The sequence below is a fragment of the Aeromonas sp. R10-2 genome, assembly GCF_040908445.1.
GTDB classification, from domain to species: Bacteria; Pseudomonadota; Gammaproteobacteria; order Enterobacterales; family Aeromonadaceae; genus Aeromonas; species Aeromonas veronii.
On sequence record NZ_JBFODS010000030.1, the window covers coordinates 1 to 15,689 of the forward strand.

The following is a 15,689-nucleotide window of genomic DNA, read 5'->3' on the forward strand; positions in this document are numbered from 1 at the left end:
CATATACAGGACCTTAAGAAAACACTTCATTTGAAATTCCTTCTAAGGTCCTGTTCTGTATCGATTTTCGCTGCTTGGTTCGACGGGCATTTTTCGCCAAGTAAACGGCAGCCCATTCCAGACGCTCTCTTATTTCCACCAACACCCGATGAGCCACCGCTTCCAATAACGGGAACCACCAGGTTCCGCTATTTTTCGCCGCTTTCAGTGTGGATAAACCGTCCCCCATCAGCGTCTGAGCTACCCGTCTTTTCATCACCAGCGACAACAGGCTGGCCCACACCAGCCCCTCGGCAATGGCTTTCTGACCTGTCACAAAGCCCTTGAGCCGGTTGTGCGACTTCCACTCCTTAAACAGCAGCTCCACCTGCCAACGACAGCGGTACAGGCTCATCACCCGCTCTGCTGGCCATGCCTCTCGTGGCAGATTGGTCATCCAGATACAGAACCGTTTCTCCTCGGCAAACCAGCGTCGGATCAGCCGATACTCGAACTTGCCCGATTTCACCACCATATCCAGTACCTCTGCCCGACAGTGCCGCCGTCCAGCATCCTTGAGTGACAGGCCCGCCAGCTTCGGCACTTCCCGTTCGTCACCGCGCCATGCCCGGATAATCTTCGGGTTCAGGCTCTTACTACCCCTGACCAGATAGAAACCGCCCGCCTCGTTTAGTTTCGCAAAGTAGGCCATATCGATGTAACCCGCGTCCGCCAACAGCAGGCTGTTATTGAGCCGCTCGGGCTCAGGCAGGAACTGGCGCTCTGACGCCGTATCGGCAGAGACCTGCATGCAAACTGGACTTTGCTCCAATAGAGACATGAGCATATGACACTCGATTGCCGCCGGGCTAATGGTCTTGAACCTTCCCGGAAACACTTCGGCCAGGCTTTTGTGGACGGCAAAGGAAGTACCATCCTGCAACAACACCTGTTTGAATGCGCCAAGGGATGCAGTCTTCATCTGTTGGCCGATACGCAAGGCGATAGCCCGTTCAACCAGCGCCTTCATGAACAGGGCGAACGACGCTTTGCGCAACTGGTTGTGAAAGGGCTTGTAGGAAACCTGATGGGCATCAACCAGTTGCAAGGCATTGAAATGATGGTGCAATCCAGCGATACCATCGACCTGGTCGCAGCCAAGTGCCCGCAAGAGTGCAGTCACCAGCATGGCAGGCGTAATGGCTCGTTTGCGCAAGCAAAATTGGCAGTCACGGGCAATGCGGTCGAGTTCGGCAGGAGAGAGAAGTTGCTCAAGATAGTGGTTGGCATCGATAATGGTCATGGCTTCGTGCGTGGCGGTTTTGTTTGGCGATAAAATCAGATCACAATCGAAGCCATTTTTATATCTATTTCAATTGGTTGCTGCTAAAGATCCTGTACATGAATCGAACCTACATGAGACGGTCATATGTGGGATATGGAGGTTGGCGAGGATCAACCAATCTGACTCGATCGCCATAAGCCACGATCACCACAAACAAAAGAACCGCCCAGTTCACACCGGGCGGCTCTTGGTATCAGCGATGGTGACTGATTCGTCTTGTTACCGAATCGTCTTTTTACTGAATCGTTATTGGGCCTTGGGCGGTTCCACCGCAGCGGTCGCCGGTTGGTCATCTTCCTTGATCCAGGCATCCAGCAGGGTGTAGCCCACCGCCAACACGACCGGGCCGATAAAGAGGCCGATGATCCCCATGGTCAGCAAGCCACCGATTACCCCCACCAGAATGAGGATGAGCGGCAGGTCGGCGCCCCGCTTGATCAGGAAGGGGCGCAGGAAGTTGTCCATGGTGCCCGCAATCAGTGACCACACCAGCAGGAAGGTGCCCCAGGTGGTGTCGCCGCTCCAGTAGAGGTAGCCGATACAGGCCAGCAGCACCGGGAAGGGGCCGATCTGGGCGACGATCAGCAGGAACATCACCACCACCAGCACCATGGCGTAGGGGATACCAGCAATCAGCAGGCCGACACCGGCCACCGAGGATTGCACCAGCGCGGTTACCACCACCCCCATCGCCACGGCACGGATCGCCTGTGAAGCGAGCACGGTGGCATTGTCGCCACGCTGGCCCGCCAGCCGGTGGGCGAAGCGGCGAATGCCGGTCGCCACCACTTCACCCGAGTGATAGAGCACACCGCAGATACCGACCGTCAGCAGGAAGTGGACGAACAGCAGCCCAAGATTGCCCGCCTGAGCGGCGAGCCAGCGGGCGGTCTGGCCAAAGTAGGGGGCCAGCTTGGCAAACAGCACCTGACCACCGCTCGCCAGAATTTGCTGCCAGAAGTCATAGAGCTTGTCGCCCATCAGCGGGATCTGTTGCAACCAGAGCAGCTCCGGCGGCGGTGACTGGCTGATATGGGTACCCAGCTCGATCAGCATGGGCGCCTTCTCCGCCACATTGGCCAGCGTCATAAAGAGCGGGATAACGAACATCAGCAGCAGTACCAGCGTCATAAAGAGGGCCGCCAGGGTGCGCTTGCCCCACAACAGGCGCTGCACCATCAACATCAGCGGCCAGGTGGCGATGGTGATCATGGTGGCCCACACCAGCGCAGGCAGGAAGGGCTGCAACACCAAGAAACAGGAGATAATCAGGATGCTGAGAAACAGCACCCCCAGGGTTATCTTGGCCAAATCCACTTTTTTCACATTCATAGAGTTCCCTTGTCAGAGCCGTTGCCCTTGGGTCGTGTGTCGCATTTCAAGAAAGAGAGTATCCACCAGAGGCCAGCGCTCAACCAGAGCCCCAGCCCGAAAAAGAGCACAAACTGACCAAGCAGTATGGCCAGCGAACTGCTGGTCAGCAGCGGCAGCGCCCAGAGCCCCGCCCCTATCACCGCGCCCCCCACCAGGGTGACCGCGCCAGTCACAATGGGGGGATAACCGCCGCGGGTCAGGGTAAGCAAACCGCCAACCCAGAGCCCGAGGGCCGCCAGCCCGATCCCGGCCAGATGGGCCGACTGGCTCAGACCCGCGCAAACCAGTGACGCAGCGATCAGCAAGCCCCAGACAGAAGCGCGCTGATCCAGCCGCCAGTATGGGCGAACCGCCAGCAGCAAGGCACCAATCAGCAGGCCAACCGCCACATCGGAGATAAAGTGCACCCCGAGCCAGACCCGCGCCAGACCTGTGGTCAGCGCCAGCAGCAAGGCCAGCGAATAAGCCAGCCCGCGCCGGGCAGGCCAGAGCCAGCCAAGCAGCGCCCCCCAGAACAGCAGGGCCGAAGCGGTATGGCCGCTCGGCATGCCAAAGCCTTGCGCGCTCTGGGTTGCCAGCAGCGGTTGCAGATGGAAGGGGCGCGGCAAGCCGATCCCCTCCTTGCTTGCCTGCACCAGCAAGCCGAGCCAGAGCATGGCGAACAGCAGCTGGCGCAGCCGCGGCCACCCCAGCAGCGGGAGCAGCAAAGGTATCAGGGCAAGCTGAAAGCCGCCTGAACCAAACAGATTGCTGACCGACAGCCACCAGACATCGGGCCCCAGCCACTGTTGCAGCCGCAGCATCAGCGGGATCTCGACCTGATGCAGCGCATTGCCCTGCGCCACAAAATCGGCCTGCCAGTGCACCTCGCTCTCGGGCACCTGATCAAGCCGGGATTGCAGCCAGTCGAGCTGATCCGGGAAGCGGCGCTGCTCGCGGGGGAGCTGGTCGATGGCGATCAGCCGGGCGTTAAGGATCTCTCCCCCCAGATTGGGGGCCTTCAGCAGCGAGACAAAATCGGAATCTTGCTGGGCGACGATAGGCTCCAGAGTGCGGCAGGCGAAGATAAGCGCCCGCTGCCAGCGGCCCAACTCCTGCACCACCTCCCCCCGTAAGCCGGTCTCTTCATAGAGTTCGCGCAGCGCCGCCTGCTGCGGGCTCTCGCCGCCATCGATATAGCCACCGCTCAGGCTGTAGCGGGAGGAGATGCGATCCTGCACCAGCAGCAGTTGATCCTGATGACGGATGGCGCAGGCCGCTGCCGAGGGAGCCGCCGGTTCGGCACTCAGGGCTGGCAGAGCGGCAAACAGCGCCAGCAAGAGTAATAAGATGGTTCTCGACATCAATTTGCTTTCCCTATGCACAATGGCGACAAGCCTCCCAGAAATCAGATAGTTGGGCAACGGTAGCGGCCGGATTGCCGCCGTTCCCACCGCGCTGGCGGTGCACGGAAGATTGCGATGAAGCAGGGCACTCCCTACTATTGGCGGCTATCTTCAATTTCATGCAGCAAACGCTGGAGCCCTCCATGAGACAGTTCGGCTTTTTCCTCGGCATCGCCATCGGTGTCATTTTGATCCTGTTCGGCAGCATCGTCATCTTCCAGGCGCTCCCTGCCGCACTGGATGTGCTGGAGATGCCAAGCCGCATCCCGTTCGTGCGCGAGGTCTACACCTGGCTGATGACCAGCGCCAACGGCCTCACCGCCCAGCTGGAGCAGAACTTCCTGGAAGCGTTCCAGACCGTGCTCAAGCTGATCCTGCTCATCACCTTCATGTGGGTCTGCGTCAAGCTGGTCAACATGGGGGTGCTGATTATCCGCGCCGGGGTTGATCTCATCCGTACCGCCATCGCCCACAGCGAAGGGCCACACGACCAGAAGAAGCCGGATCAGCACGATCACTTCTGACTCTGACATGCTCGATGGATGTGAACACTGCCGCCCCCAACCGGGGCGGCAGCTTTATATGCGCGGTATGAAGGCCCTTCCCAGCCCCCATGAATACCCGATAAAGCAGCGGCTTTCCCTTGTGAATCAGCAAACTGCCCATATGTTGCATCACCTTGACATGGTTTGCGCCCCGCGCGGCGGCTGCCCGGTTTCTATCCCGACCCCGTGCTCTGGTATAATCGACCACCTCTTTTCCCCGTTATGGAGCCTGTTCATGCCCAATCATGCAGAAAGTGCCCTCGAGGTTCGTCTCGACAAGTGGCTGTGGGCGGCCCGTTTCTACAAGACCCGCTCCATTGCGCGGGATCAGATAGATGGGGGCAAGGTGCACTACAATGGTCAGCGCAGCAAACCGGGCAAACAGGTGGAAGTGGGGGCACTGATCCGCTTCTGGCAGGGGCAGGACGAACGCGAAGTGCGGGTGCTGGCCTTGAGCGAGCAACGCAAATCGGCCCCGCTGGCCCAGCAGCTCTATGAAGAGACTGCCGAGAGCCTGAAAAAACGGGCCGAGAACAGCGAGGCGCGCCGCTTCAACAGCCAGTTTGCCCCCAGCCCCGAGCGCCGCCCCGACAAGCAGGAGCGACGCCAGTTGCTCAAGGTCAAACAGTACTGACCGACCCCGATTTGATACCGGGCTGGCATCAACCCCAGCCCGCCCGATTTACCTCACCGAAAAGCCAGGAATACATGATGAGCAACCAAGATCTGCTGTATCGCTATCTGTTTGAAGAGTACGAAGTGCGTGGCGAGCTGGTCCAGCTGGATCACACCTACCGCCACGTAGTGGAAGCCCAGAACTACCCGGTGCAGGTGCAAAAACTGCTGGGCGAGCTGCTGGTCGCCACCAGCCTGCTGACCGCCACCCTCAAGTTTGAAGGCTCCATCACGGTGCAGCTGCAGGGCGATGGCCCGGTGCGTCTGGCCGTGATCAACGGTGACAACAACCAGCAGCTGCGCGGCGTGGCCCGCTATGAAGGCGAGCTGCCGAGCGATGGCAAGCTGCAGAGCCTGATTGGCAACGGCCAGCTGATCATCACCATCACCCCGGAGCAGGGCGAGCGCTATCAGGGCATCATCGCGCTGGACGCCGACACCCTGGCAGGCTGCCTGGAGCACTACTTCGCCCGCTCCGAACAGCTGGCCACCAAGCTGTGGATCCGCACCGGCTACCACGAAGGTGCGCCGCGCGCTGCCGGCATCATGCTGCAGGAGCTGCCCGCCCAGAGCGAGGATCACAGCAACGATTTCGATCACCTGACCCAGCTCACCAGCACCATCAAGGATGAAGAGCTGTTCGGCCTGCAGGCAGAAGAGATCCTCTACCGCCTCTACCATCAGGACAAGGTGCGGGTGTTCGATCCGCAGGCGGTCGAGTTCCGCTGCACCTGCTCCCGCGAGCGCTGCGAAGGGGCCCTGTTGCAGATAGAAAAGGAAGAGGTGATGGAGATGGTGCAGGAGCTCGGCAAGATCGACATGCACTGTGATTATTGCGGCGCCCAGTACCAATTTAATGGGATCGATGTCGAAACCCTGTTCAGCAGGGCTCCCGGCAATGATGCAAACCAGTTACACTAATTAAAGGCGGGCAAAACCCGCCTTTAACTTTAATAACAAAAAAATACCCTATTTTATAAAGTTTGATGGCGATCGCTAAACTCTACCACCTAAGTGATAGGATGACCGTCAGATAGAACCCTACCAACCTCTGAACCCAGGAGAATACAATGACAATCGTGGCAGAACCCACCCTGGCCCAACAATTAGGACTGGACCAGTACGGCATCAAAAACAGCCAAGAAATCGTTCGCAACCCCTCTTACGAGCAGCTTTTCGCGGAAGAGACACGCCCTGACCTTGAAGGGTTCGAGCGCGGTGTGGTGACCGAGCTGGGCGCCGTCAACGTAAACACCGGTATCTTCACCGGTCGCTCCCCGAAAGATAAATATATCGTCAAAGATGCCACTACCCAGGATACTGTGTGGTGGTCTGACCAGGGTAAAAACGATAACAAAGCCATTACCCCTGAAGTGTGGTCACATCTGAAAGGGCTGGTCACCAAACAGCTCTCCGGCAAGCGCCTGTTTGTAGTCGACGGTTTCTGCGGTGCCAACCCGGATACCCGCCTGGCCGTGCGCATCATCACCGAGGTGGCCTGGCAGGCACACTTCGTGAAAAACATGTTCATCCGTCCGAGCGATGAAGAGCTGAAAACCTTCAAGCCCGACTTCGTGGTGATGAACGGTGCCAAGTGCACCAACCCGAACTGGAAGGAGCAGGGTCTCAACTCCGAGAACTTCGTTGCCTTCAACATGACCGAGAAGATGCAGCTCATCGGTGGCACCTGGTACGGTGGCGAGATGAAGAAGGGCATGTTCTCCATGATGAACTACTTCCTGCCCCTGCGCGGCATTGCCTCCATGCACTGCTCCGCCAACGTGGGTCAGGACGGCGACGTCGCCATCTTCTTCGGCCTCTCCGGCACCGGCAAGACCACCCTCTCCACCGATCCCAAGCGTCAGCTGATCGGCGATGACGAGCACGGCTGGGATGACCACGGTGTGTTCAACTTCGAAGGGGGCTGCTACGCCAAGACCATCAAGCTCTCCGAAGAGGCTGAGCCGGACATCTACCACGCCATCCGTCGCGATGCGCTGCTGGAGAACGTGACCGTTGCTGCCGATGGCACCATCGACTTCGATGATGGCTCCAAGACCGAGAACACCCGCGTCTCCTACCCCATCTATCACATCGACAACATCGTCAAGCCGGTCTCCAAGGCAGGTCACGCCACCAAGGTGATCTTCCTGACTGCCGACGCCTTCGGCGTGCTGCCTCCGGTCTCCAAACTGACCAAGGAGCAGACCAAGTACCACTTCCTGTCTGGCTTCACCGCCAAACTGGCCGGTACCGAGCGCGGCATCACAGAGCCGACTCCGACCTTCTCCTCCTGCTTCGGCGCAGCCTTCCTCTCCCTGCACCCGACCAAGTACGGTCAGGAGCTGGTGAAACGGATGGAAGCGGCAGGTGCAGAGGCCTATCTGGTCAACACCGGCTGGAACGGCACCGGCAAGCGCATCTCCATCAAGGATACCCGCGCCATCATCGACGCCATTCTGGATGGCTCCATCGAGAAGGCCGAGACCAAGGTGCTGCCGATCTTCAATCTGGAGATCCCGACCGCGCTGCACGATGTGAACCCGGCGATCCTCGACCCGCGCGACACTTACGCCGACAAGGCCGAGTGGGATGCCAAGGCCGTCGATCTGGCAGGCCGCTTCATCAAGAACTTCGAGCGCTTCACCGATAACGATGAAGGCAAACGTCTGGTTGCGGCAGGCCCGCAGCTGTAACAGGCTCGCTTCGTATCAGTGACATCATGCCGGTCAGCCACGCTGACCGGCATTTTTGTTTTTGTGGAGCCTCGAACGCCGCCATCGGCCCCATTCAAGGGGCCAAAACCTTGCCTTTGCCCATTGTGACAGGTTAGATTCAGCCAAACTTTATACAATATACAATTCTGTAACGCCCAATCGTGACCCGACCATGACCCCACCCTACAAGACCCGAACCCAGATGGTGATGGAAAACCTCCGTGGCCGGATCCTCCGTGGGGAGTTCCCCGCTGGCGCCCCCTTGCGTCAGGATGCCATTGCCAAAGAGCTGGCCGTGAGCCGCATCCCGGTGCGCGAAGCCCTGATGCAGCTGGAAGCGCAGGGGCTGGTGAAGTTCGAAGCCCATCGCGGCGCCGTGGTCACCATGCTGGACGCCTCGGCCATTGAAGAGCTCTTTTATTTGCGAGCGCTGCTGGAAGCCGATACCCTGTTTCACGCCGTCGACAAGATGACGGAAGCCACCTTCGCGCAAGCGGAGGCGATCCTCGCCCAGTTTGATCATGCCCTGGAGTCAGGCACCCAGATCGAACATTGGGCCGAGTTGAACCACAGCTTTCACGCCACCCTCTATCAGGCAGCCGGTCGCCCCCAGGCACTTGAACTAATCGCCCAGATCAATCTGAGCTGTGACCGCTATGTCCGCTTCGAGCTGCTGTTTGCCAGCGACGGGGTGGACAAGGCGGAGCGTGAACACGCCAAATTGCTGGAACTGTGTCGCGCCCGGCGCAAACACGAGGCGGTGGTGCTGCTCAGGCAGCATATCGAAGCAGCAGGTCAGTCGATCAAGCGGATCCTGGCCAACGGCCATAAAAACTGAACACTCATATAGCAACCATCTGGCACTAACGACATGAATAATTTCGAGATAATTGAAACCCGCGTCGCCCAAGTCAGGGCCGAGCTGGCCATGCAGGAGTTGGACGCCTTTATCGTCCCCCACGATGATGAGCACCTCGGCGAGTACATCCCCGCCTATGCCGAGCGGCTTGACTGGATCACCGGTTTCAACGGCTCTGCCGGCGTCGCCATCATCATGGCCCAGCGGGCAGCCCTCTTTGTCGATGGTCGCTATACGGTGCAGGCGCGGATGCAAACTCCCGCCGAACTGTTCGAATTCCTCCACCTCATTGAAAATCCTCATGTGCAGTGGCTGGCCGAACAGCTGCCGTCAGGCTCCCGGGTCGGCTTCGATGCCCGCCTGCACAGCCTGACCTGGTACAAGAATGCCAAAGCCGTGCTGGCCGATCGCGGTATCGAGCTGATCCGCGTCGAGCAGAACCCCATCGACCTGAACTGGAGCGATCGCCCGGAGCCGACCAAGAGCCCGGTCATCCTCTACAGCGAGGAGCTGGCGGGCCAGTCCAGCCAGTCCAAACGTGAACAGCTGGCGGCCGACCTGCGCAAGCGCGGGCTGGATGCCGTGCTGCTGACCCAGGCCGAGCCCATCAACTGGCTGCTCAACCTGCGCGGCCGCGATATCGACCGGCTGCCGGTGGTGCTGGGCTTTGCTGTGCTCTACGCCAACACCAGCATGGATTTCTTCGTCGACACCGACAAAATTGACTGCTTCGCCTTCACCCAACACGTGGGGCAGGATGTCTCCGTCTACCCCATCGACAAGCTGGGCGACGTGTTGCAGCGCATCGGTGAAGATCAGCAGAAGGTGCTGGCCGATCCGGACAGCGCCAACGCCTGGACCCAGCTCGTCATGGAAGAGGCGGGCGCCATTCTGGTGGCAGGGCAGGACCCCACCATGCTGCCGAAAGCGTGCAAGAACGAGATCGAGCTGACCGGTATGCGTGCCGCTCACCTGCGCGATGGCGTGGCCATGACCCGTTTCCTCGCCTGGCTGGATCGGCTGGTCGCCTCCGGCGAATTCGAGGGGGTGGATGAAGGCACCCTGGCCGATCAGGTGGAAGCGTTCCGCCGCGAGCAGGAGCACTACGTCGAGCCGAGCTTCGATACCATCTCCGCGCTCGGCCCCAACGCCGCCATGTGCCACTACCACCATACCAATGGCACCCCGCGTGCGTTTGGCCAGGACAGCCTCTATCTGCTGGACTCCGGCGCCCAGTATATGGATGGCACCACCGACATCACCCGCACCATCAAGGTCGGTGAGGTGAGCGACGAGCAGAAGGCAATGTTTACCCGGGTACTGCAGGGCCATATCGCGCTGGATCAGGCCCGCTTCCCCCGTGGTACCGCCGGGATCCAGCTCGACGTGCTGGCCCGCATGCCGCTGTGGCAAGCCGGTTACAACTATGACCACGGCACCGGCCACGGCGTCGGCCACTTCCTGAGCGTCCACGAAGGGCCCCAGCGCATCGCGCCGAAAGGGAGCATGGTTGCCCTGCAACCGGGCATGGTGCTCTCCAACGAGCCGGGCTACTACCGCGAAGATGGCTTCGGTATCCGCTGCGAGAACCTGGTAGTCGTGACCGAGCTGGAACAGGTTGGCGAGCTGCCGATGCTGGGCTTCGAGCGTCTGACCTACGTGCCTTTCGATACCCGCCTGATCGACCGCAGCCTGCTGAGCCCGGCCGAATTCCGCTGGATCAACGAATACCATGTCGAGGTGTTCCGCCGCCTGAGCCCGCTGCTCGAGGGCGAGGATCTCGCCTGGCTGGAGCAGGCAACCAGCCTCATCTGATGACACAGGGCCTGCTGGCCCTGTTTTTTTATCCCCCCTTTTGACCTGTATCAACACCCAAAGCGAGCTGGTCAGGAGAATGGCGACCATGAAAAGTCATCATGCCAGCCCAGCCCGGGGCTCACACGCCGCAGCCAGCAAAAAGGCGAGTGACCATCCCAGACTCATGCGCGAGCAGCAGACGGTCAGCGCCATGATCCGCCTCTACTGCCAGCACCATCATCAGGATCCCCATTGCCGCCACTGTCGCCAGTTGCGGGATTTCGCCCATCAGCGCCTTCGTCGCTGCCGTTATGGCCACGGCCACAAACCCACCTGCGCCAATTGCAATATCCACTGTTACGCACCGGCGATGCGCAAACAAATCCAGCAGGTGATGAAGTGGAGCGGCCCGCGCATGTTGCTGCGCCACCCCTGGCTCACCCTCCGCCACCTGCTCGACGGCTTGCGCAAAGCCCCCAAACTGCCCCAGAGCCGCCCCCTGCCGCCATAACCGCCAATCCCTTGCATCCGGCAGGGGATGACCACTACCCTATGACTCCTTTTCTGCCGTTGACCCCAAGGTCAGCGGCGTTGCCGATCCGTTTGCTGCCGATGGAGTCCTGATGCACCACAACCCGCCCCTGCTACGTACCGCTACCCACAATGACATGCACGCCATCTGGCAGATCGATGCCAAGGTGTTTGGCGAAGATGTCTATCCCGCCTTCTTCTTCCGTCAGGCGATGGATTTGTGGCCCGAGTTGTTGCTGGTGGCTGAATACGAGGGGCAGCTGGTGGGTTATGTGCTGGGTGGCTTTGGTCAGGAGCGGTCGCAAGGCTGGGTGCTCTCGCTGGCGGTACTGCCCGAGGCACGCGGTTTCGGCCTCGCGGAGCGGATGATGCGCCAGATGGAGGCCAACCAGCAGGCGCTGCAGATCAGCGAACTGCGGCTCACGGTCGATCCGGTCAATCCGGCCCAGCGCCTCTACTACCGGCTCGGTTACACATTGCAGGCGGAAGTAGCCGACTATTTCGGCCCCGGAGAAGACCGTCTGCTGCTGGTTAAAACCCTCTCCGGTACAGCTGCGATTCAAGGACAAAACCGGTTACAGAACGCATAATTGGTTACATTTTGCCGATTTCATGTGTGACGGGGTTGGAGTAAAGTTCACTCATCAACCGGATTGTTCAAATTACGTGCAGCCCAGGAGGCCCACCATGTTGAAGCGTATGACCCTTATTGCCCTGCTGGCAGCGACCACCATCACCGGATGCGCCAACAGTGACGTTTACTCTGGCGATGTTTACACCAAAGACCGCGCCAAACAGGTGCAGACCGTCAGCTACGGCACCATCATCTCCACCCGCCCGGTGAAAATCCAGGCCGATGAGAACTCCCTGATTGGCACCATTGGCGGCGCCGTAGTCGGCGGCCTGCTGGGCAGCACAGTCGGTGGCGGCACCGGACGCGACATCGCAGCCGCAGGCGGCGCCATCGCCGGTGCGGCGGCAGGTAACGCCATCGGCAACAAGATGAATCAGGTCGACGGCGTCGAGCTGGAGATCAAGAAAGAGAACGGCGAAGCCATCGTGGTCGTGCAGAAAGCCAGCCCCACCTTCACCCCGGGCGCGCGCGTTCGCATGACCCAGGGTAACGGCAGCATCAACGTGGCCGTCGTGAATTAAGCGTGTGAATTCAGGTTTCGTCACGCTCGAGCCATAAAAAAACCGCCGACCCCGGCGGTTTTTTGTTGTCTGGCATTCGGGATTACATGCTGTAAGCCTTCTCGCCGTGGGAGGTGACATCCAGCCCTTCCCGCTCGGCATCGCCATTCACCCGCAGACCCACCAGCATGTCGACCGCCTTGAAGGCAATCGCCGCCACGACACCGGACCAGAGCAGGGTGACACCGACCCCGATGGCCTGGATCTTCACCTGAGTCAGAATGGAGTAACCCTCGGCAACCTGATTGGTGACATAGTCCCACACCCCGGTGCCGCCCAGATCCGGACTGGCAAAGACGCCGGTCAGCAGAGCACCGAGAATGCCGCACACTCCGTGCACGCCAAACACGTCCAGACTGTCATCGGCCCCCAACATGCGCTTGAGACCGTGGACACCCCACAGACCCGCCACGCCACTGATAAGGCCCATCACCAGACCACCGCCCACACCGACGAAACCGGCTGCCGGGGTGATCACCACCAGACCGGACACCGCACCGGATGCCGCACCCAGCAGGGAGGGACGTCCCTTCATCACCCACTCGGCCAGCGTCCATGAGAGAGCTGCCGCAGCCGGCGCCACCCAGGTGTTGATAAAGGCGAGTGCGGCGATACCGTTGGCTTCCAGCGCGGAGCCCGCGTTGAAACCGAACCAGCCGAACCAGAGCAGGGAGGCACCGATCATGGTCATGGTCAGGCTGTGGGGGGTCATGGGATCACGACCGTAGCCCAGACGCTTGCCCACCAGATAGGCACCTACCAGACCCGCCACGGCGGCGTTGATGTGCACCACGGTGCCGCCTGCAAAGTCCAGCGCACCATGCTGGAACAGATACCCCGCCGTTGCAGTCGCCGTGGCCGCCGCCTCGGCGCTGGTATAGGCATCCGGACCCGCCCAGTACCACACCATATGAGCCAGCGGGATATAGGCGAAGGTGAACCAGATCACCGAGAAGAGCAGCACGGCAGCGAACTTGATGCGCTCGGCAAACGCCCCCACGATAAGGCCGCAGGTGATGGCGGCAAAGGCCCCCTGGAACACCACATAGATCAGCTCGCTGATCCCGACCCCCTTGCTGAAGGTGGCGGCGATGGAGTCAGGGGTCACCCCCTTGAGCAGCACCTTGCTGAAGGAGCCGTAGAAATTGCCCCCTTCGGTAAAGGCCAGCGAATAGCCGTAGATCACCCAGAGCACGCAGATGAGGCAGAACAGGGTAAAGACCTGCATCAGCACGCTCAGCATGTTTTTGGCCCGCACCAGACCACCGTAGAAGAGGGCCAGACCGGGGATCGACATCAGGATCACCAGCGCCGCCGAGAGCAGCATCCAGGTGTTGTCACCCTTGTTGATTGTCATGGCGGCAACCGGTGCCACCGCAGCCTGTACCTGAGCGACCTCTTCGGCCCAACTTGGGGTAACCAGCAAGGCAGGCAACATCGTCAGACCCGCCATCATCCATTTTTTGACCATAGAGCACTCTCCTTCCCTGTCGTACCGGTACAAGACCGGCTCCGTTTCCCTGATTGAATCTGTGGCGAACCGCAAGGTGTTGCTGCAACCCGCCAGAATCACACCCGCGCCCTGCACGGGGATGCCTCTTGCCACTTCCTCATCACTGCGTCTGCCGCCGATGACCGCAAGAGACCGTCTGACATCTAAAAAGCATAAAGCGGGCCATAAATTTAAATCCTTTTAAATCATTGCATTAGCAAGGTAGCACATCATCAATGCACCAATTTGGCGCATGAGCTGCGCTAACCTGCCCAGGGTCGCCCTGTCACAGGGCAGGCGATACGTCGCGCACCAGAAGTGCGCAAACTCGGAGCCAGCCCACAAGCTGACGTCATCGATATCGCGCGCTGCAGGCCCGCTCGTTTACACTGACAGACCAGCCATTTCCTGTTCATGTACAGGATCTTTAGCAGCAACCAATTGAAATAGATATAAAAATGGCTTCGATTGTGATCTGATTTTATCGCCAAACAAAACCGCCACGCACGAAGCCATGACCATTATCGATGCCAACCACTATCTTGAGCAACTTCTCTCTCCTGCCGAACTCGACCGCATTGCCCGTGACTGCCAATTTTGCTTGCGCAAACGAGCCATTACGCCTGCCATGCTGGTGACTGCACTCTTGCGGGCACTTGGCTGCGACCAGGTCGATGGTATCGCTGGATTGCACCATCATTTCAATGCCTTGCAACTGGTTGATGCCCATCAGGTTTCCTACAAGCCCTTTCACAACCAGTTGCGCAAAGCGTCGTTCGCCCTGTTCATGAAGGCGCTGGTTGAACGGGCTATCGCCTTGCGTATCGGCCAACAGATGAAGACTGCATCCCTTGGCGCATTCAAACAGGTGTTGTTGCAGGATGGTACTTCCTTTGCCGTCCACAAAAGCCTGGCCGAAGTGTTTCCGGGAAGGTTCAAGACCATTAGCCCGGCGGCAATCGAGTGTCATATGCTCATGTCTCTATTGGAGCAAAGTCCAGTTTGCATGCAGGTCTCTGCCGATACGGCGTCAGAGCGCCAGTTCCTGCCTGAGCCCGAGCGGCTCAATAACAGCCTGCTGTTGGCGGACGCGGGTTACATCGATATGGCCTACTTTGCGAAACTAAACGAGGCGGGCGGTTTCTATCTGGTCAGGGGTAGTAAGAGCCTGAACCCGAAGATTATCCGGGCATGGCGCGGTGACGAACGGGAAGTGCCGAAGCTGGCGGGCCTGTCACTCAAGGATGCTGGACGGCGGCACTGTCGGGCAGAGGTACTGGATATGGTGGTGAAATCGGGCAAGTTCGAGTATCGGCTGATCCGACGCTGGTTTGCCGAGGAGAAACGGTTCTGTATCTGGATGACCAATCTGCCACGAGAGGCATGGCCAGCAGAGCGGGTGATGAGCCTGTACCGCTGTCGTTGGCAGGTGGAGCTGCTGTTTAAGGAGTGGAAGTCGCACAACCGGCTCAAGGGCTTTGTGACAGGTCAGAAAGCCATTGCCGAGGGGCTGGTGTGGGCCAGCCTGTTGTCGCTGGTGATGAAAAGACGGGTAGCTCAGACGCTGATGGGGGACGGTTTATCCACACTGAAAGCGGCGAAAAATAGCGGAACCTGGTGGTTCCCGTTATTGGAAGCGGTGGCTCATCGGGTGTTGGTGGAAATAAGAGAGCGTCTGGAATGGGCTGCCGTTTACTTGGCGAAAAATGCCCGTCGAACCAAGCAGCGAAAATCGATACAGAACAGGACCTTAGAAGGAATTTCAAATGAAGTGTTTTCTTAAGGTCCTGTATATG

14 protein-coding genes are annotated in these 15,689 nt (G+C 59.5%); 10 read left to right on the forward strand and 4 right to left on the reverse strand.

Annotation, left to right across the window (positions count from 1 at the left end; all coding sequences use genetic code 11):
• Positions 1–13: 13 nt before the first annotated feature.
• The 3 genes from AB5Y97_RS06865 to AB5Y97_RS06875 form a co-directional block, all read right to left on the reverse strand.
• Positions 14–1,282, reverse strand: a complete 1,269-nt coding sequence (locus AB5Y97_RS06865; RefSeq protein ID WP_041206016.1) for an IS4-like element ISAeme4 family transposase — start codon at positions 1,280–1,282, stop codon at positions 14–16.
• A gap of 288 nt (positions 1,283–1,570) precedes the next feature.
• Complete coding sequence (gene ydiK / locus AB5Y97_RS06870; RefSeq protein WP_279506091.1) at positions 1,571–2,656, reverse strand: AI-2E family transporter YdiK; 1,086 nt, start codon at positions 2,654–2,656, stop codon at positions 1,571–1,573.
• Positions 2,653–4,041 carry a phosphatase PAP2 family protein gene (locus tag AB5Y97_RS06875; protein ID WP_368157420.1) on the reverse strand — a complete coding sequence of 463 codons (1,389 nt, stop codon included), beginning with the start codon at positions 4,039–4,041 and terminating at the stop codon, positions 2,653–2,655. Before AB5Y97_RS06875 ends, ydiK begins: the two co-directional genes overlap by 4 nt.
• A gap of 185 nt (positions 4,042–4,226) precedes the next feature.
• Between AB5Y97_RS06875 and AB5Y97_RS06880 the strand changes: the two genes are divergently transcribed.
• The 9 genes from AB5Y97_RS06880 to AB5Y97_RS06920 all read left to right on the forward strand — a co-directional run bounded on the left by AB5Y97_RS06880 (position 4,227) and on the right by AB5Y97_RS06920 (position 12,362).
• Entirely contained in the window at positions 4,227–4,607 is a 381-nt protein-coding gene (locus AB5Y97_RS06880) for a hypothetical protein (RefSeq protein WP_005340143.1), read from the forward strand.
• A 256-nt stretch (positions 4,608–4,863) separates the two neighbouring features.
• Positions 4,864–5,262 carry a ribosome-associated heat shock protein Hsp15 gene (gene hslR / locus AB5Y97_RS06885; protein ID WP_005340141.1) on the forward strand — a complete coding sequence of 133 codons (399 nt, stop codon included), beginning with the start codon at positions 4,864–4,866 and terminating at the stop codon, positions 5,260–5,262.
• 77 nt (positions 5,263–5,339) lie between these two features.
• Entirely contained in the window at positions 5,340–6,224 is an 885-nt protein-coding gene (gene hslO, locus AB5Y97_RS06890) for an Hsp33 family molecular chaperone HslO (RefSeq protein WP_005340140.1), read from the forward strand.
• Between the two features lie 149 nt (positions 6,225–6,373).
• The gene (pckA, locus tag AB5Y97_RS06895; protein ID WP_005340139.1) at positions 6,374–7,999 is read left to right on the forward strand and encodes a phosphoenolpyruvate carboxykinase (ATP); all 1,626 of its coding nucleotides are present in this window, start codon (positions 6,374–6,376) and stop codon (positions 7,997–7,999) included.
• Between the two features lie 193 nt (positions 8,000–8,192).
• Complete coding sequence (locus tag AB5Y97_RS06900) at positions 8,193–8,858, forward strand: GntR family transcriptional regulator (protein ID WP_368157422.1); 666 nt, start codon at positions 8,193–8,195, stop codon at positions 8,856–8,858.
• Positions 8,859–8,891: 33 nt separating this feature from the next.
• On the forward strand, positions 8,892–10,694 hold the full coding sequence (locus AB5Y97_RS06905) for an aminopeptidase P family protein (RefSeq protein ID WP_005355029.1): 1,803 nt from the start codon (positions 8,892–8,894) through the stop codon (positions 10,692–10,694).
• Between the two features lie 88 nt (positions 10,695–10,782).
• On the forward strand, positions 10,783–11,187 hold the full coding sequence (locus AB5Y97_RS06910; RefSeq protein WP_005356534.1) for a nitrous oxide-stimulated promoter family protein: 405 nt from the start codon (positions 10,783–10,785) through the stop codon (positions 11,185–11,187).
• Between the two features lie 112 nt (positions 11,188–11,299).
• Entirely contained in the window at positions 11,300–11,797 is a 498-nt protein-coding gene (locus AB5Y97_RS06915; RefSeq protein WP_201995359.1) for a GNAT family N-acetyltransferase, read from the forward strand.
• A 97-nt stretch (positions 11,798–11,894) separates the two neighbouring features.
• On the forward strand, positions 11,895–12,362 hold the full coding sequence (locus AB5Y97_RS06920) for a glycine zipper 2TM domain-containing protein (RefSeq protein ID WP_005340126.1): 468 nt from the start codon (positions 11,895–11,897) through the stop codon (positions 12,360–12,362).
• 82 nt (positions 12,363–12,444) lie between these two features.
• Here the strand turns inward: AB5Y97_RS06920 and amt are convergent, their stop codons facing one another.
• Positions 12,445–13,872: an ammonium transporter gene (gene amt, locus AB5Y97_RS06925; protein ID WP_158110934.1), complete on the reverse strand. Its 1,428-nt coding sequence runs from the start codon at positions 13,870–13,872 to the stop codon at positions 12,445–12,447.
• A gap of 535 nt (positions 13,873–14,407) precedes the next feature.
• Between amt and AB5Y97_RS06930 the strand changes: the two genes are divergently transcribed.
• The gene (locus AB5Y97_RS06930; protein WP_041206016.1) at positions 14,408–15,676 is read left to right on the forward strand and encodes an IS4-like element ISAeme4 family transposase; all 1,269 of its coding nucleotides are present in this window, start codon (positions 14,408–14,410) and stop codon (positions 15,674–15,676) included.
• Positions 15,677–15,689: the final 13 nt, after the last annotated feature.